The organism is Laceyella tengchongensis (genome assembly GCF_900182735.1).
Classification (GTDB): Bacteria; Bacillota; Bacilli; order Thermoactinomycetales; family Thermoactinomycetaceae; genus Laceyella; species Laceyella tengchongensis.
The window spans coordinates 226,080-244,510 of record NZ_FXTU01000004.1 but is presented as its reverse complement, the minus strand read 5'-3'; the positions used below and the strand labels follow the sequence as shown (position 1 = coordinate 244,510).

The following is an 18,431-nucleotide window of genomic DNA, read 5'->3' as shown; positions in this document are numbered from 1 at the left end:
CGGTTCTCCTTAACCCGCGAAGGAGAACGCAAGTGGACGTCTGGAAAAGGCAGGTCTCCTGGCTTAGGGTTCATCGTCCAACTGCGCCTTCCCATCGACGAAGCGACAGTGGCTAGCATACGCTTGCAGTTTTCCTCTCCCTTCACAGTGGCGGGACCGCGCCGGATTCACACCGGTCTTCCCTCTTCGCTCTCTTATATAAGAAAGACCTTTTCCCTTATTCACTTCGTTCGTTATCATTATAATGGAAAGGGAAATCCGTTGCAATTTTGCAATTTCAGGCATCTTATCTGATTCGACCATCACAGGAGGAATGTTATGAACCGCATATCATTTGCGCTCGACCTGGGCAAAGAAGAACGCGTCATCCGCGGAGATTTGTTTCTGCCGGAAGACACCGGTCGGCCCGCTCCTACCGTGCTCGTCTGTCATGGATTTAAAGGGTTCAAAGATTGGGGCTTTTTTCCTGAGTTGGGGCGAAAACTGGCGGAAGCTGGATTGGCGGCCATCACGTTCAACTTCTCCATGAATGGCGTTGGCAAAGACCTCGAACATTTCACTGAGTTGGATAAATTCTCACGAAACACCTTTAGCCGCGAACAGGAGGATTTGGCCCGCCTTGTGCAAGCCCTGCGGCAAGGAGAAATCCCACAGGCAACACGATGCGACCTAACGAGATTGGGCATCATGGGCCACAGCCGTGGCGGCGGCAATAGTTTGCTGTACGCATTGGACCATCCCGAGGAGGTGAAAGCAGCTGTCGTCTGGAACAGCATTCACCGCGTTGACTTCTTCCAACCTGAACTGCTGGTAGAATTGCGAAACAAAGGCATTACCCATGTCATTAATGCCCGGACTGGCCAACGCTTGCCGATTCGGCGCGAAGTCTTAGATGACATTGAAGCCAACCGCGACCGTTTTGATCTATTGGGACGATTGCCTCAACTCACCCAACCGCTGTTGCTGGTGCAAGGAGGCCAAGATCTGCCCGGCTTATATGAGGGAGCCGTGCGGATGGCTGAAGCCGCACCACAAGCCACACTGCATGTGATCCAAGAGGCCAACCACACCATGGGCGCTGTACATCCGTTTGCTGGAATGACCCCCGCGCTGGAAGAAGCGATCCGAGTCACCACCGAATTCTTCACGCAGCAATGGGGGAAACAAGAATGAGTTGGGATTTCCAAGCCCGCAAAATTGCGCTTGCCAAGCAGGACGGGTAGACTAATATATAGGAAGGGCCATGGACTCACCGCCGTGAACGAGTCAAACGGCTTAACTACAGGAAGCGGGTGATATGAATGGAACCGCGTCAACCGGAAGAGCATCCCGCCTGTGCCAACCCAACCGAACGGAAAAGCCATCATTCCGAGAAAGTGAAAACCAACCTCACTTCCCGCCTAAATCGGATCGAAGGACAAGTGCGCGGGATCAAAAAAATGATTGAAAATGATACGTATTGCGATGATGTGCTTAATCAGATCTCCGCTGTACAATCTGCATTGAACAGTGTGGGCAAAATCCTCTTGGAAGGGCATTTGCGCAGTTGCGTCACGGAACGGCTCCAAGAAGGAGACACGGAAGTGATTGAGGAACTGCTCACCACCGTAAAAAAACTGATGAAATGAACGAAGCGGCTTGCTCCCAAAGAAGCAAGCCGCTTTCGTTTGCACCCATGCAATATATCACAACCGCGGATCGACCGGTTCCGATTCCAGCGCCATAACGCCAAATGCGCACGCATGGACGCGATGGAGCGGTTCCCGGTCGACAAAGCGCATCAACCCCTCCAAGCCAAGTGCGAATTCGCGCAAAGCGAGGGAGCGCTTCTGTTTCAAGCCCCGGTTTCTCAATCGAGTCAGATTGGCTTCTTCTGTATAGTCCGGGCCATAAATAAGCCGCAGATATTCCCGACCCCGGCATTTGACGGCAGGTTGTAGCAACCCTTTGCCATTGGCGGCGATAAAGGAGAGCGGCTTGACCACCATCCCTTCTCCGCCCGATTCAGTCATCTCTAACCACCAAGCGGTCGCCGCTTCCACTTCATCCGAATTTTCCACATTGACCACCAGGTAACGGGTGGCCATCAATATCCCCGTATCCTCACGGCAAATCCGCCCGATCGTCTCCATGTGCCACAAGTGGTCGCGATCAGTGTAAACCCGCCCCTCTGTTGCCAACAGGTGGAACGGCGCCAATTTATAATCGTTCAGATCATTGACCCGCCAGGAGTAGCGTCGGTACGACGCCACAAACTCTCGGCTGTTCTCCTGTTTCTCTTGAAAATGAGACAACAGCTCCTCGACACCCCGCCCGGCGGCGGCCGCCTGTTTCAGCAGGGAGACGGCTCCTGCCAACGCCTGGCGGCTAGCGGCTCCTACCAGGGCGTACTGTTGTCGGATCAACTCCTGCGCTTTGGCGGACCACGGCATCAATTCACAATCCAAGCACATCCAATCCGTCTGCAATTCATCCCACAAACCAGCACGGGTGATCGCTTGCTGTAACCGCTCAAGTATTGCCTGCTCCACCGAAGCATCCTCAAAAAAACGGCGCCCGGTTCGGGTATAGACGACACCCCAACCCGCGTCGGCCACATCAAAACGATTTAACGCCGTTTCTTTGTCGCGACACACAATCACCACCGCGCGTGATCCCATATGCTTCTCCTCACATATGACCTGCTTCACGCCGCGTTGCGCATAGTAACCAAAAGCTTCTTCAGGGTGTTCTAGATACCCAGGTTGTTCCGATGTTTCCGACGGGGACATCGTCGGTGGAAGATAAATCAGCCATTTGGGATCGATCGCAAACCGGCTCATCGTCTCCAAGGCGGCCGCAGACTGCTCTTTGCGGATGTGTACTGGGCGTCTCAACAATCGGGTTTGAATCCGATCAGTCAGCACGTCCTGTACATCGATGCGTGTTTCATCCCGATGCGAATTTGAAACCGCCGGGGACGCTTCCAGAGGACGCACCGGCTCCGCGTACACTTGCTTCGCCGCAACAGACACCAGCTCATTCTCAGGATAGCGGAGCGCCGTCAGCTTTCCGCCAAACACGCACCCTGTGTCGATGTTGAGCGTCCGATTGAGCCACGTTGGTTCTTTAATCGGGGTGTGCCCATATACGACCGTAGCCGATCCTCGGTACGATTCGGCCCAATTCAGCCGCACAGGCAGGCCGAATGCATCGATTTCGCCCGTCGTTTCGCCATACAAAGCAAAATCGCGGATCACGCCGGAGGCCCGTCCTTGATACTCTTCTTTCATTCCGGCATGGGCGACCACCAAGCGACCTTCATCCAGCACATAATGGCTAACCAAACCACGCAGGAAATTACGCACCTCTTCAATCCATTCCGGAGGTTCCTTGTCCAATTGGGCCAAGGTCACTTCCAAGCCGTGCTTAACTTGCACATTTCGTCCGTCCAACTTTTTCAACAGCTTCACATCATGGTTGCCCGGCACACACAATGCTGCTCCGCTCTCCACCATACTCATCACCAGCCGCAACACCGACGGGCTATCAGGACCGCGGTCGACCAAATCACCTAAGAAGATCGCCTTCCGCCCCACCGGCGGCTCCACGTGCACCTTGTCCCCCTTGTCTACCACGCGGTAACCCAGTTGTGTGAGCAACTCCACCAATTCCGCATAGCAACCGTGCACATCGCCAATGATATCGAACGGCCCCGTCTCATCGCGTTTATCGACCCATAGCCGCTCCCTGACGATCTCCACCTGCATCAGCTCTTCGGGCTCTTGCGCTTTATAAATGTAACGGAACCCTTCCTTTTTTAGATTGCGTAACGAACGCTTTAACGCTTGATGTTGCCGCTTGATCACATGCGAGGGCAACTTCCGTTCTCGCATCGCATTATGTTCGTGGCAGACGCTTTCCGCCATATTCATCACAAACGCCACTGGGATCATGTGATATCTTTTGGCCAGCGCAATCAGTTCTTTGCGCCCGTCGGCTTGTACATTCGTCGCGTCGATCACAGTGAGCCGCTTTCGCTCCAGCCGCTTGGCCGCCACTTGGTGCAACAATTCAAACGCAGCGCTGGATGCCGACTGATCCCCTTCATCATCGCTCACCATGGCGCGAAAGAAGTCCGACGACAACACCTCTGTCTCTTTAAACACCCGTCTGGCAAACGTAGATTTCCCCGACCCCGATGCACCGATCAACACGACCAGCGCACACTCTGGAATTTTCCATTGCATACTGGTCACCTCCTCGCCTTCCCGGCTTTTCATCATGCTTCAATCTCCTTTCGAAATAGAGCCAGCTGAGTTGGGGCGCCCACAGCTTCGTCAAGCGGCCCGACCGGATGAAAAGACACCGTATAGCCGTTCCGTTTTGCAAGCAGTTCAGCCCACTCCGCAAACTGTGCCCGCGTCCACTCAAACCGATGGTCATGATGACGAAATTTCCCTTCCTCCAACCCCTCAAACAGGTCGTTGTACTCGCGATTGGGCGTCGTCACGATCACGGTGGCTGGCCCCAACTCACCAAACACCAACTGTTCCAGCAGAGGCAGACCATCCGGTTCAATATGCTCAATCACTTCCACGAGGCTAACCGCCTCAAAGCCTTGCAACCGCTCATCCCGGTAAAGAAGTGATCCCTGAAACAGCTCTACCTCTTCTGGCAACCGCTCCCTGGCCCGTCGCAAAGCTTCAATGGACACATCCATTCCCGCCAGCTTAGCGAATCTCCGCTCCGAAGCGAGCAACCGCAACAACTTCCCTTCACCACATCCGAGATCCAAGATGCGAGATGCCCCAGATTCGCGCAACAGCTGGGCCACCGTTTGCAGGCGGATGTCATTTAAGCGCTGGGGTTTTTCGACTTGCTCTTCCCCACCTTCCTCCAGCGCGGACGATTCCGACCACTTAGCCAAGGCTTGGTCTGCCAACCTGCGCTGGTATTTCAGATAGCGCATCGTAATCCACTCCCGCTCCGGATGTTGCGGCAACCACTCTTCGCCGTGGCGCAACAGTTTGGCTACCTCGTCTTCCCCCACCCAATAATGCTTTTCATGGTCAATGGCTGGGATCAGCACGTAAAGGTGGGACAACAAATCCTTTAGCCGAACCGTGCCACGCAAAGTCAATTGGACATAAGGGCTGTTCCCCCACTCCGGATATGCCTCATCCAATGGCAGAGGAGCAACTTCCACTTCATACCCCAATGGCGCGAACAACCGGCGCACGCGTTCGCATCCTCCAGAAGCGGACAACACCGGCAAGCGTGCTTCCAACGGAACCGCTTGCTCCACCAACTCCGGTCGCTCACTGGAGCGCCCCGCCAACGCCGATGAATACACCTGGCTCAAGGCTACACTGAAGAAAGAAGAGGCGACATATGGCCGGTCATTAACATACTGATCCAAAGCGAAGCCGGAACCATGCGGTCCCCGGCCACGAACCAATTTCACCGGGTCCAGTTCCATCAACAGCACGGCCGTGCAACGTGTTTCGCTCACTTCTGGGTAAAACACATGCGCTTGCCCATACGACAGCGCAAAGGTGTGCACGCGTTCGGGATGCTTGTGAAGCAAGTAGCCCAAATCAGTGGCCGGCTCCCTCTGATATGTAATTTCCAGATACATATTACCAAATCTCCTAAAATTCAATTTATAAATAAGATAAACTATTCACTTAATCATCTTATATCCTTAAATATATCAACACAACTCTTTTTCATCCAGAAAACGACAAACCGCCCTCCCGCGAGGACGGTTTGCTTTACCCATTATGAACGGCGCAACACCTGTTCTTTTAATCGGTGCTTCATTACTTTGCCCAAGCCGTTTTTGGGCAACTGCTCCACAAACATCACTTCCGGCACTTTGTAAGCCGCCAACCGCTCGCGGCACAGATGAATCACCTGCTCTGCTACAAGCGCGCTACCCGGTTTTTTGATAATGCATGCGCATGGCGCTTCTCCCATCACTTCATGCGGAACGCCAATCACCGCCACTTCTAACACATCTGGCAACTGATGGATCACTTCTTCGATTTCACCGGGGTACACATTGTCCCCACCATACACAATCACATCTTTATAGCGGCTCGATATGTACAAGAACCCCTCTTCGTCCACATAACCGGCATCGCCCGTATGAAACCAGCCATCGCGCAACACCTTGGCCGTCGCCTCTGGATTGCGCCAATACCCTTGGAACAGATACGGACTTCTGACCACGACCTCCCCTATCTCACCCGGCGGCAACGGCGCGCCCGTTTCGGGGTCGGCAATTTTCAGTTCCACGCCAGGGGCCAGTTTGCCGACTGAATCGGCTTTGTTCAGGCCCATAGTCGGATTCCACCCGCTGATGGCCCATGCTTCCGTGCTACCATAACCTTGCCCCATCACCAACCCCAGCTGGCAATATTCTTTGATAAGCGAAGCGGGCACATGCGTCCCACCGGAGGAGAGAAAGCGCAAGGAAGACAAATCCCGGTGTCCACGCTTCAACTCTTCCAGCATGTAGCGGTATACCGCCGGAAACGCGAACATAACGTTGATCTTCTCCCGCTCGATCGTATCCAAGATGGCAACTGGTCGATCATCGGCCAAAAATACCATGGTGACGCCATGCTTGACATTGCTGACCATCATCATGGTGCTACTCATGTGGAACAACGGATGCACGGCCAAAAACTTCGTTCCTGGTGGAAAGGTCTGCCGAATCGGTTCGACGCTAAAGTAAGCGTCCACTCCCTTATGTGAAATCATGCAGCCTTTAGGCAATCCCGTCGTTCCCGACGTGAACAGCATAAAAGCGAGATCATCATCAGCCAGCAAGACATCAGGTGGTTCCGTGACCGGATACTCCGTGAACACTGCCGCAAAACTCTCCACCAACGACAAGCCCTCACCCACCGGCAACACATGAGGCACGGTGGCTTTCTCTTTCACAAACTGCAACGCATCTGCATACTCTTCATCATAAAACAAAACCTTTGGCTCAGCGCTCTCCATAATGTTAGACAGTTCATATGCCGTCAATCGCCAATTCAGGGGGATCACCACCGCCCCCACCCGAATGGCGGCAAACAGAATCGTTGGAAAAGGATGATGGTTTTTGCACAAGATACCAATCCGATCCCCTTTTTCCACACCCAGTTCGAGTAAGTAATGTGCCAATTGGTTAACCCGCTCATAAAATTGCCGATAGGTAAACCGTTCTGCTCCTCCGACTACCGCTTCCACTTCCGGTGTGTGCTCAGCGCGTTCTCTTAAGTATGATTGAATGGTTCCCATCGCCCATGTTCCCCCTTTATCTAATCTACTCCCTGTTCTATTTTAATAAACGAACCTCTGTATGTATATTTTAGATTGCCGAAATAAATGCAAAACAAAAGACCGGCCAGGAAAGCGCCGGTCTCTTATGCGATAGGGGTTATGGCGTATTCACATGCGTGTGCATCTCCACCTCACTATAACATAAAACTCTCATTATAAAAATGTATTTTCATTAAAACATCACTGAAGAGCTGGTACTTTCAAAAATTTTGATCGCCGTTTTCTCCCGCATGTAGACAAGGTACCTCGTGTACAAACGCCAAATGGCTTGCCACACTTCATCATTGTACGGCATGTAAGTGATCTTCAGCCCGATCGCCCTGGCTTCTTGGTAATTGATCACCGACCCGTGATTAGGGTACTTTTCGATGTTGGTCAGTGTTTCGGCGATCCGCTTAGCGGCGAGCGGGTTGTTTTTGTACATGGACCGGGACAACCACTTGACAGCCAAACGTTTTGAATGTTCAATCGATTTATAACAAAAATCGATCAGGGCGGCATCGACGCCTTGCAAAAACGGTAGATACGCCGCATTGAGAGGTTGTCCGGCCGCATGCTCCCGCTTGATCATTTCCAGTCCGTTCAAAAAAGCTTGAGCCGGTCGATACTGATACCCAAAAGCCGTGGGTATGGAAATCTGTGGATCGATCGGCCCCAATTCCGAAGTGTTGCTCATCACGATCTCATCACCGGCGAGGCTGATCAACGTCGCTGCGCTTTTTGCCGCTTGCGGCACGATCACGCGCAAATGGCTCGTCTTGGACAACAACGTATGCACCAGCGTCTCCGCCGCATTCGGGTCCCCGCCCGGACTTTCAATAAGCAAATCCACATTGCAATCATCTTCCAAAGAAGCTACAATTTCATGAAACGGCGCAATATCCTCCCGGGTGATGGCACTTTCCGGATGTGTGATATTCGCGATGTACACCAACAGCCTGCGCCCCGTCACCGTCTCGATCTCTTTGATCAGCTCCTGCCGCTCATAGCGATCGCGATGGATAGCATGGAACAAAGGCGTTTGCTTCGGCATATGAAGTTGACTCATAGATTGGTAGTCTCCTTCACTTCGATAATCTATTCCCCTCTAAACGGTCTGCCATATAACTTCTCCTTACTGGGCTTGATCCCCAGCACTTCCATATCCTTCTTCAGCTTCTGTACGGACTTAGCGAACATCTCGTACTCGTTCTCTTGGTTGTTATGGCGTTTGGACAACAGCTCATCTCTGGCTGCCAACAGGGCGTGAAACATCATCATCTACCCTCCTTACCTCGTGAGCAACACTAATTACATTATACTATATGCGCACCATATCCAAAAGATACAGACAGTTGACATGGAGGATCAGCATGAACTTTTCCTTTCGCGCCATATCCGGGATCAATGCTAACCTCCCTACGATTGATCAAACAAAGTGTCACAAAAAAATGAATCTTTCATTCTATTATCACTTCCAAGTTATCCCAACCTTGCACCTTACAATAGCCTTCTGCTAGACTTGATGAATGATAGAGTCAAACCTGTCGCAATTTCTGAAGGCCTCCACTCTATAAGTAGCACATCCCAATGCGACGGCCACATTTTGCATACAGATGAAAAGCACAAAGGAGACATTCCCTTGAAACATATCGGATTTTTGCAAGCACTGGAACACGAGCCGGCTGATCCGATCGAATATCAGTTGCGGCTCGACGATGAAAAGATCGCCCTTAACGAACTGTTGGGGCAATCCATTGAGCTCTCCTTCTTGGACGAGCTTCAATGCATTTACTGCGGGCGCATAACCAAAAAGTTTTACGGCAAAAACAATTCCTGCTACCCTTGTTATCGCGATCTGCCAGAAAACGACTTGTGCATCGTCAAGCCGGAGTTGTGCCACTACCATCAAGGCACTTGCCGAGACGCATCTTTTGGTGAACTCCATTGCCTGCAACCCCACATCGTCTATTTGGCTTTGAGCAGTGACGTCAAGGTCGGTATCACCCGCAAAACCAACATGATGAAGCGTTGGATTGATCAGGGTGCTTCCCAAGCCATGGCTATCATGGAAGTACCCAGCCGCAAAGACGCTGGAGACATCGAGATCATCCTCGCCCAATACGTCAAAGACAAAACGAATTGGCGCAAAATGTTGAAGAACGAAATCGCCGATTGCGATTTGCTCGCCATCCGGGAGGATCTTATCACCAAGTTGCCCGAACCTTACCACGCTTATCTTATTCCCGATCCTGAGATTGTCCCACTCACTTATCCATCCTTGTCCACTTTGGAGAAAATCACTCCTCTCAGCTTAGATAAACAAGCCACCATCAGCGGCAAACTGATCGGGGTGAAAGCGCAGTATCTCATTTTGGACACGGGTGTCTTTCAAGTGCGCAAACATGCTGGGTACAAAGTAGCGTTCGCGGTGTAAACCAACCATCGATCCCAAGCCATGTTGTCAACAAGCTAAAAAGAAGCCGTTCGTTCGGCTTCTTTTTTGTTCATATGACTCTCTCCTTGTCTCCCTCACCACCGCTTGCGCCACGGCGGTTTCTTATATCGAGAATAGCTGCGCGGCTTTTTTCCCCACCATCGCGACCAGATCACCACACACAACACCAACACGATCAGCCACACCATCACATGCGTCGCCAACACCATGCCAAACAAGAACAACGTGACCCCTGTCAACAGTGTTGCCACAAACAAGCTTCGCACCAACAACATCGCCAATATGAAGATCATCACTCCCACCACGACCAAAATGGGGCTCAAGATCAACAGCACCCCCGCCGCCACGCCTAAGCCGGTTCCGCCGCGGAAATCGAGAAAACAAGAATACACACTGCCTACCACGACCAAGATCGCCGCCAGATAAGCGCCCACCCAGCCCAATAGCGCAAATCCGAGCAAAGTTGCCGCCATCCCTTTCACCAGATCGATCACCAAGAGCAAAAACGCCTCTTTGAGGGGAAGTTGCGCGTATCCCACTCCATTTTGTTCTGAATGGGGGCGGGAACACGCCCACCAATGGCAAGGAAAAGCCCCAATCACATAAGCTAAGCCAAGGACAAGCAACCAAGTCATGTCCGCTTCCCTCCCCTATCCCGCCGGCATCCGGCGAAAGACCATAAAGCCGAGCACGACCAAGCCGCAATAGCCAAACAGGGGATACAGATAATGCACCAACGTGGGAAAGCCGATCAAGGAAAACACATACCCCATCCCAAATATCAGCAGCATGATCAACGGCTTACGCAACGGCACCACCTGGCTCAGATTGGCGGCCAGTCCGTAGACATTGCCGATGAGCGATGTGAAAATCTCTGCCCACATCATCGCCAAAAAGAAAAATTTCACGCCTACCCCGAGTGTGCTAATCACATGGCCCATGGGGATATCCAACCGCGACACTTCCTGCCAGTGCAACTGCAACGCCAGATTGCAGGCGAACAGCATAACCCCTAGCCCAATGCCGCCAATCCAGCCCCCCAGCTTGATCGTCCGCTCATCGGCGACTTCCGCCCCTAGCGGCACCAACACCGCCTGCGTCAACACCAGGTTAAACGACACATAAACCAAGGCTGACGGCAACCAGTGGGCGTACCGGGGCTCGGGAATCAGCGAAACCACAGATGCCAGCTCACCCGCCTGCCACGCATGGGATGCCACCATCACGATAAACAAAAACATGACCGGCACCACCAACGAATTGACCGACAACACTCCATCGATACCTCGCAAGATAAAAAAAAAGGAAAAAGCCACCGTAAAAATCACGCCAGCATGGAACGACAACCCCAACTGTTCTTCAAACAGCGAGCCCGTCCCCGACATCATCGCTGCCGTGACTCCCAGCAACATCACACTGATCAGCGCTGCCATCATCGGGCCCCAGCGCTCTCCAAATAAATATTGGTTAAAATCTTCATACGACCGCGCCTGCAACCGGCATCCCAGCAACATCATCCGTGTCCCCAACCAGGCAAACAACACCGCAGCCACGAATACACCCCAGACGCCCCGCTCCCCAAACAACGTGAAAAACTGCATGATCTCCTGCCCAGAAGCAAAGCCCGCGCCCACCACTGTCCCGATATAAGTAAAGCCGATGCGACTGGCGAGCACCCACCGCTCCATCCCCAACACACGCCCCTTCTTGTCCTTCTGTTAGGACTAGTCTATGGGAGGAAGTGCGAGAATAGAACATATACCAGTCATCGCTAATGAACATGAGCGTGATATAAAGCGGCTACAGCCCAATACGAAAAGAGAGACCCCAGCATGAAAGCTGGAGTCTCTCTTTGTTCACTTACGATGCTGACTCATTAAAATGGCCAACCACCGGTATTACCATTGTCATTGCCATTGTTACCATCATTGTTATCGCCATCGTCTCTTCCGGGACGACCATTGCCGTTATCGCCATTACCGCCGCCGCCATCTTGTTCCTTACCCGTTCGGGTCGGATCGTTCGGGAATTTATCCTCATGGTCATTGACGCCGTCACCATCGCTATCTTGCTGGCGGTCATCGATGCCATCATTGTTTTTATCGAACTTCGGTTTCTCTTCTTTCTTCCCAGACTTAAGCTCCACGGTGATCTCACTTGATTTCTCTTTGTTGGCCGGATCGGTCGCCTGCGTATCAATTGCCACCACTTTATAGCGGTAGACTTTCTTCTTCTCGCCACCGCCACCAAAGAGGTCGCCCAGATCAAAGCCGTCATCTTGCGGAGGCAAGGCAGACGAGTCTTTCCAGGATGTGGAGCCAGCTGGCAGATCAGCCACTTTCACGAAATTGCCGCCCTCGGCACGGAAGACTTGGTAGGTCACTTGCTCTGGTTGCTGTTGCCATTTCAACAGAACACCGTCTGGATGCGATTCATAAGACAAGTGTGGTGCTTGCAATTCGAATGGTCGTTTCGGCTCTTCAACACCCGGCGGTTTTTTGAATGAGTGTGGTGGAATTCCTTGGTGTGCCTCAGACATCACATAGCTGAAAATTTTAGCCGGTACACTACCACCCGTCACTTTTACAATCTCTGCGCCTTGTATTGGATACATAACATTGACTGCTGCCACCAGATCAGGGGTGTAACCAACAAACCAAGCCGCTTTTTCTTCCTGGATCGTCCCAGACTTACCAGCCACATCCCGACCATCTCTCAGTCGCGCATTATGACCCGTTCCATCATCATCGGCGATGACATGCTTCAACATCCGTGTCATATACCAAGCCGTTTTTTCGCTGAATACTTGTTTCGGCTGTTTATATTTATCCGGATTTTTAGGTTCAACGACTTCATCGTTTTGTTTTACACTGACAATCGTGCGCGCTTGATAATATTTACCGCCATTGGCAAACACAGCATAAGCTTGCGCCATTTGTTTTGTAGTCACCCCGACGGATCCGCCGCCAAGCGCCAGAGCCGAGTACGACGCTCTGTCTCTCTCTTTCAATTCCAATCCCAGCTTTTGCGCATACTCGTAAGCTTTATCCAGGGTAACCACTTCATGTAACAGCCGTACGGTTGATTTGTTAAGCGACTTCTTAACCATTGTCAGCATAGGAATATTCCCCTGCGGCGGCATACCACCATAGTTAGACGGATTCCAATTTCCCGCAAAGTCAACGGGAATATCCTTAACGATCGAGTATTCATTGTAATCATGATCATTCACTGCAGGAGCATATACAGTTAACGGCTTAATGGTCGAACCCGGTTGCACGGGCAACAGGGCACGCTTTTGATATCCTGGTTGATAATGGCGACCGTTTCCAACTGCGACAATCATCCCGTTTTTCGGGTTTAGCATCACTATACTTGCATCCGCGTCTTTCATATACTGGCCTTTATTCACAAAAAGCGATTTGTCCTGCAATGCTTTTTCAACAGCCGTTTGTGCTTGCTGATTAAGAGACGTTTTAATCACATATCCACTTTTCCCTAGTTTTTCCGGGTTAATACCATAGTCTCGTTTCAGTTCCTCTTGCACAAAAGCTTTATAATGATCAAATTTGCCCGCTCTCAGCAGTTTATTCCAACACTTTGTTTTCGGGCATGTCTTGACTGGCAATTTGGCCCTCTCCTCGGCCGTCTGTTTATCCACAATCGGTGGGATCACATCATCGACTGGCAATACTTGAGTTAAAACCACATCGCGCCGCTCTTTGGCACTTTCCGGGTTTTTTAGCGGATTATATTTATATGGTGCTTTCGGCATTCCTGCTAACAAGGCGATCTCTTCGATTGTCAATTGATCCCGTGTGGGGTCCTTGCCGAAGTACACCTCGGAAGCAAGTTTGATGCCATTGACGCCACCAAAATCAATAAAGTTTAAATATGCTTCCAGAATCTTGTCTTTGCGCTTTTCACCCAGTTCTTTCTCCAAGTTTAGCGCACAGCCGATCTCTTTAATCTTCCGGGTATAGGTTTTATTAAAATCACCCAGTACAATGTTTTTACAAACCTGCTGGGTAAGGGTACTCGCCCCTTGGGCATTGCCCATCGCGATAATGTTTTTGATTATCGCACGTCCCAAGCCTTCATAGTCAATCCCGTTATGCTCATAAAAACGACGGTCTTCCACTTTGACGAAGGCTGTCAATAAGTCCGGATTCACCTTCTTAATTTTATCAATCTCAACCCATTCTCGATATTCGTTACCAAACACAGCTACTACATCGCCTTTGCTATCGAGAATTTTGGAGTTGGTCGGCATTTTCGTCGGATCTTTCGCTTTTTCTAAATCCAACGTTTCCGCCGACATCATCACCGCGGTACAGCCGCCGACCATAATCAATAACGAAGTCAATAAGACCAGCATCATCCATTTCCAGTTGAAAAACCGTTGCCACCCTTGCTTTTGCGGGCCGCGTCCGCCGGTGCCCCTCGGGCCGCCGCTGCGGCTGGAGCGGGAACGGGAGCCGGCGCGTTCACTGCGAGTCCGTGGTGGCATGGGGCTGTATCCGCTTTTCATGCTCACCTTACGAAAATCGTCCATCGCGTCTACCTCCTGAAATACTGATCGTTCATCGCAGTATCTCTACCTGTCTGGATTTTCCTTCTATTAACAACTTCTTTTTCGGCTTTTGTCGGCTAGTTCCTGCCTCCGCACTTGTGCTATAGTGAAGCGGGAGGTGAGGGATAAATGCACGAGCGAGCCGCTATTTTTGCGTGTCGCTTCACCGGAGTGGTCGGACTGCTATTTTCCCTGTTCTTATGGAAAGTCAGCGGTCTCCCCTCCTTCGTTGCCGGCTTAGTCAGCTCCTGTTTCTGGTTTGCCTTGGCGTGGTGGATTCAACGACGCGCAGGGTCTGCGATAAAATAACACATTCCATTATAACGGAAAGCCCATCGAAATGGTTTGTCATTTTTAAAAAATATTACAGTAATATTACAATGACTTATGTAGATTTTACATGAAATCCCCTGATAGTCAAACCCCCGGTTATTGGAATGCGGCACCGGCCATGACACTGGCACAGAGCGAGCGAAAAGGGAAACCAACCGAATCGTCCGGCCCGCTTCTAGTCGTGTCTGGCAGATCGCGTTGATGGATGCAAAACAGCAAAACCTTTTTTCCGAAGAGTGTCTCACCACGCGGGAAGCAAATGGGCAAACGGAGCCGCTAGCCCTTGGGACCCATCATTCCTTTCCCGCCCAATGAGACGGCTAAACGCAAGACCGCCGAGCATCAGTGGCGATGAGCTGGTCTGGTTTGCTTCATGTGCCTCCTTCTATACATTCGACATACTCTGCCTTTTTATATTCTTTTTCGACACCTTGTCGATGATTGATCACATTTTAAATTCCCCGTTTGCTCACCGGCCATGGGGTCTATGTCTATTATTTATGTAGTATTCTTTCATATTAGAAGTGGTTTCCGCACAGCCAAACACTGGCAACAGTTAACATCAAACGCATAATCAAGAACAACCCCGGATCGTATCAATGTGATCCGGGGTTGTTTCATTCACTTACCGATGTATACTGATTTGACCAAAGTGCGGGCATACGGTTGCCCGTCTTTCGTTTTCCCGCTCAATTCCACGGTGATGTTATACACGCCAGCTTGCGATCCCGACACCGCACCAGTCAAGGTGGCGTCGGCTTTTTTGGTTTTATACAACGCCATTTCCTTGACTTGTCCTTGGGGATCGACAACCTTGATCTTGCCGGTCAAGGAGGCGAGGTCCACGCTCTCTAAGCCCTTCAGCTTCAATTCTGCCGAAGACTGTTTGTTCAGTGCAGGCAGATCCAGTTCAACGGTAGCTTTGCCCATGAAATGGGTTGTCAGCAGATACGCGTCTTTCTGTTTGGAAAGCAACTTCACCTGCCAATTGCCCGCTTCTGGCTTGGCGACACGGATCACTTGGACCGTGGCACCGCGGAAGAACGCCTGATCCTTGCTTTTTAACACAGGCTTCAGCACTTTGCCGGAAGGGGAAATGAGTGTCACCTGAGTGTCAGCTGCTTTGGTGCGCACCGTGAAGATGGCTTCTTTCACGCCCGGTTCCACGGGAACTTGCTGAACGTGTTGTTTACTGATAGGCAAGGCGCCACCACGGACAAAAGTTTCTTGCTTGTCGGCGCTGTTTACTGCCGCCGATGGTTGGCTAGCTTTCGGCTCGGTTGCGGACGTAGCTGTCGCTGTGCGCAAGACAGACTCAATCTTGCTAAACACGGCACGGCCGATGCGAATCTCATCATGGTCGAGGTCAGAGGCAGTAAATAGATGGGTTCCATAAGGGAGGTCGGTGCTCCATACGTTGACTAACCCGTCATTCTCCCCGTATTGGGACAGATAGGCTCCACCCAAAGCCAAAGCGGAGAAAGTCGGCCCCCAGCTGGTTCCAGCAGCGGTGTAATACTTGTTCAGGCGAGCGTTGGCGTGGTTATCCGTCTGTGCGCGGTATTTGGCCATCTCCCCTACTTGCAGGGAGTACGTACCCGGATCTTGTTTGCCCAGCAAAGCAGCCAGCCAGCCGGCCCAGCTACTGTACGCCAAGTCGGCCAAATGAGAACCTTCATGGGGCGAGCCCAAGGTGACTACTTTGTTAACATAGCGGTAAGCGCCATAATGGATCAAAGCGGCTTGAGAATCGGGGCCGCCCTTGCTGTGGGCGACAATATTCACTTTTTGGCCGAAGTGGTTATAGATTTTCTCCAGCATTCCAGCGAGCAGGCGCCCGTTGTCCATCGGAGTGGCCGCATCACCGCCGGGTGCGTCGTACAGCTGAACGAACGCCGTCCGATACCCTTTGTTGTATGCGGTTTCATACATATCATTCACACCGTGGTAGTTGGTTTCTTCCCACCAGCTTTGCGCCCTGCTGTGCAAGCCTTGCACAAAGACGATCGGTGGCTTGCTGAGGTCAGCATTGGCCGGGGTAGCCCCGATGAACCAAGTTCCCGGAGCGGTGCTGTTGCCCGGTGCTGGTAGCGCTTCCATTTGTGCCCCGTCGAAGGAGACTTGCCCCATCGGTTGCGGATCAGGAATTTTCCCGGTAGCTCCAACCGTTTGGTATGGCATGATCAGCAACACACTGACCAGCAACATCAACCACACTTGCCGGCGCTTTTGCATGTAACATCCCTCCATTTTTAATGAAAACGGCATCCGCTTATCCCTTTGTCGCTTTTGTGAAAATTTCCATAAATTTTCAAGCAACCCTGCTTGTAACAAAGGTAAAACAACAATGATTTCTTGCTTTAGAGCAAAAACGTTGCTGAGATAAGCGCATCCAATCCAATTGTATAATATTAAAAACATTAGTTCTATAAAGATTACATAAAATATTCGTTAATTAATTTAAATAATCAATTTATTCGGAACGAATAAACTAAAAAAGCCTGACCACCGCAGATGGGCGTGTCAGACTGGCGCTCACATTACCTTTACCTTTGTCAGGTTGGCTGGGCAGAATACATAAACTCACTTTTTTTAATAAATACCTCGTCATGCTGAACACATAGGAGAACGGTGTTGGAACCGCCGCACTCCTCAACTCCTGCTGTCAGATTGTCGCAACCGCTCCACGAGTTGCTGCATGTCGGCAGGCAATGGAGATTCCCAAGCCATCCATTCTTTCCGACGAGGATGAAACAATTTCAAGTAAGTGGCATGCAGGGCTTGCCGGGCGATCAAATCTTGGTCCCCACCTGTGCCATATACGTCATCACCGATGATCGGATGGCCGATAGAAGCGAGATGCAAGCGGATTTGGTGCGTCCGACCCGTTTCCAGTGAGAGCCGCACCAAGGTGGCCGCAGCCATCCGTTCCACCACTTCATAATGGGTCACCGCCGGATACCCTTCACCGGACTCGCTGACCGTGCGACTGATTTTCTGTTCAGAATCGATGTAAATCGCTTTGTCGATCGTACCTCGGTCACTGGCAAAGCGGTGATGTGTGCAAGCCAGATAAACACGCTCATATCGTTTCTCCGCCATCTGCTCGGCCAAAAAAGCGTGGGCATAAGCATGTTTACCGACGACCAACAAGCCGGAAGTGTCACGGTCCAGCCGGGTGACCGGGCGCATACGGTGTTTCTCCCCTCGCTCAGACCAATACTGCATCAAGCCGTTGGCCAAGGTTCCGTCTGGATACCCCCTGGTCGGATGGACCACCAAGCCAGGCGGTTTGTCAATGACGATGAGATCCTCATCCTCGTAAACAACGGTGAAATCGACGGGCTGAGGAGGGATATGATCCGTCTCTTCCGTTTGCATGCGGATCACGATCTGATCGCCGGCCTTGACCCGAGCCGTAAAATAGATGAACTCCCCATTTACCGTCACCAGGCGGTTTAGCTTCATCCGCGTCATAAAGCGCCTGGAAAAGCGGTATTGGCGGCGCAACACTTGATGAAGCATCAGGCCGTCTTCCTGGGAAGTGACAGTGTGTGTAAATGAAGCTTTGTTTTCTTGTTCCATGAACCGATTCAATCCTTCATCTCAGAGTGTGAGTCGATCGCTCCTCAAGTGGCTGGCGGTGATACGCGGCCGCCTTGGGGAGGCTGGCTGATGGATGTAGTATATCACGCTCACCTCGGAAACGAAACGCACCGCTTCTTGTCTCTGCACATAAATCCCTATGGACAAGCAGGAAGAGTTTCC

Annotated in this window: 13 protein-coding genes and 1 riboswitch; of the genes, 3 read left to right on the top strand and 10 right to left on the bottom strand. The window is 51.4% G+C overall.

The genetic code is table 11. The annotated features are described in order from the left end of the window. Window positions 1-31 precede the first annotated feature (31 nt). A riboswitch (cobalamin riboswitch) is annotated at window positions 32-228 on the bottom strand. Window positions 229-318: 90 nt separating this feature from the next. Further along, a complete protein-coding gene (locus tag QQZ12_RS10595; protein WP_284724405.1) occupies window positions 319-1,173 on the top strand; it encodes an alpha/beta hydrolase family protein in 855 nt (284 codons plus the stop codon). A 128-nt stretch (window positions 1,174-1,301) separates the two neighbouring features. After that, window positions 1,302-1,628 carry a metal-sensitive transcriptional regulator gene (locus tag QQZ12_RS10590; RefSeq protein WP_102993277.1) on the top strand — a complete coding sequence of 109 codons (327 nt, stop codon included), beginning with the start codon at window positions 1,302-1,304 and terminating at the stop codon, window positions 1,626-1,628. Window positions 1,629-1,685: 57 nt separating this feature from the next. Here QQZ12_RS10590 and QQZ12_RS10585 read toward each other — a convergent pair whose 3' ends face one another. The 5 genes from QQZ12_RS10585 to QQZ12_RS10565 form a co-directional block, all read right to left on the bottom strand. Beyond that, a complete protein-coding gene (locus QQZ12_RS10585; protein WP_284724404.1) occupies window positions 1,686-4,265 on the bottom strand; it encodes a polynucleotide kinase-phosphatase in 2,580 nt (859 codons plus the stop codon). Further along, on the bottom strand, window positions 4,262-5,620 hold the full coding sequence (locus tag QQZ12_RS10580; RefSeq protein ID WP_284724403.1) for a 3' terminal RNA ribose 2'-O-methyltransferase Hen1: 1,359 nt from the start codon (window positions 5,618-5,620) through the stop codon (window positions 4,262-4,264). The genes QQZ12_RS10585 and QQZ12_RS10580 overlap by 4 nt, the downstream gene beginning before the upstream one ends. Window positions 5,621-5,763: 143 nt before the next feature. After that, a complete protein-coding gene (locus tag QQZ12_RS10575; protein WP_284724402.1) occupies window positions 5,764-7,278 on the bottom strand; it encodes a class I adenylate-forming enzyme family protein in 1,515 nt (504 codons plus the stop codon). 214 nt (window positions 7,279-7,492) lie between these two features. Continuing rightward, on the bottom strand, window positions 7,493-8,368 hold the full coding sequence (locus QQZ12_RS10570) for an SDH family Clp fold serine proteinase (protein ID WP_054096263.1): 876 nt from the start codon (window positions 8,366-8,368) through the stop codon (window positions 7,493-7,495). A 29-nt stretch (window positions 8,369-8,397) separates the two neighbouring features. Beyond that, window positions 8,398-8,577, bottom strand: coding sequence for a hypothetical protein (locus QQZ12_RS10565; RefSeq protein ID WP_022737022.1), 180 nt, complete (start codon window positions 8,575-8,577; stop codon window positions 8,398-8,400). Between the two features lie 364 nt (window positions 8,578-8,941). Between QQZ12_RS10565 and QQZ12_RS10560 the strand changes: the two genes are divergently transcribed. Next, window positions 8,942-9,736, top strand: a complete 795-nt coding sequence (locus QQZ12_RS10560; protein ID WP_284724401.1) for a DUF2797 domain-containing protein — start codon at window positions 8,942-8,944, stop codon at window positions 9,734-9,736. A 95-nt stretch (window positions 9,737-9,831) separates the two neighbouring features. On the opposite strand, the gene QQZ12_RS10555 is transcribed toward QQZ12_RS10560, so the two are convergent. The 5 genes from QQZ12_RS10555 to QQZ12_RS10535 form a co-directional block, all read right to left on the bottom strand. Continuing rightward, window positions 9,832-10,392, bottom strand: a complete 561-nt coding sequence (locus tag QQZ12_RS10555) for a glycerol-3-phosphate acyltransferase (RefSeq protein WP_284724400.1) — start codon at window positions 10,390-10,392, stop codon at window positions 9,832-9,834. 15 nt (window positions 10,393-10,407) lie between these two features. Beyond that, a complete protein-coding gene (locus QQZ12_RS10550; protein ID WP_284724399.1) occupies window positions 10,408-11,445 on the bottom strand; it encodes a YkvI family membrane protein in 1,038 nt (345 codons plus the stop codon). Window positions 11,446-11,633: 188 nt separating this feature from the next. Further along, window positions 11,634-14,288, bottom strand: a complete 2,655-nt coding sequence (locus QQZ12_RS10545) for a transglycosylase domain-containing protein (RefSeq protein WP_284724398.1) — start codon at window positions 14,286-14,288, stop codon at window positions 11,634-11,636. A gap of 996 nt (window positions 14,289-15,284) precedes the next feature. Beyond that, window positions 15,285-16,898 (bottom strand): esterase/lipase family protein, encoded by a 1,614-nt coding sequence (locus tag QQZ12_RS10540; protein ID WP_284724397.1) that lies wholly within the window; start codon window positions 16,896-16,898, stop codon window positions 15,285-15,287. A gap of 417 nt (window positions 16,899-17,315) precedes the next feature. Beyond that, window positions 17,316-18,248: an RluA family pseudouridine synthase gene (locus tag QQZ12_RS10535; RefSeq protein ID WP_284724396.1), complete on the bottom strand. Its 933-nt coding sequence runs from the start codon at window positions 18,246-18,248 to the stop codon at window positions 17,316-17,318. Window positions 18,249-18,431 lie beyond the last annotated feature (183 nt).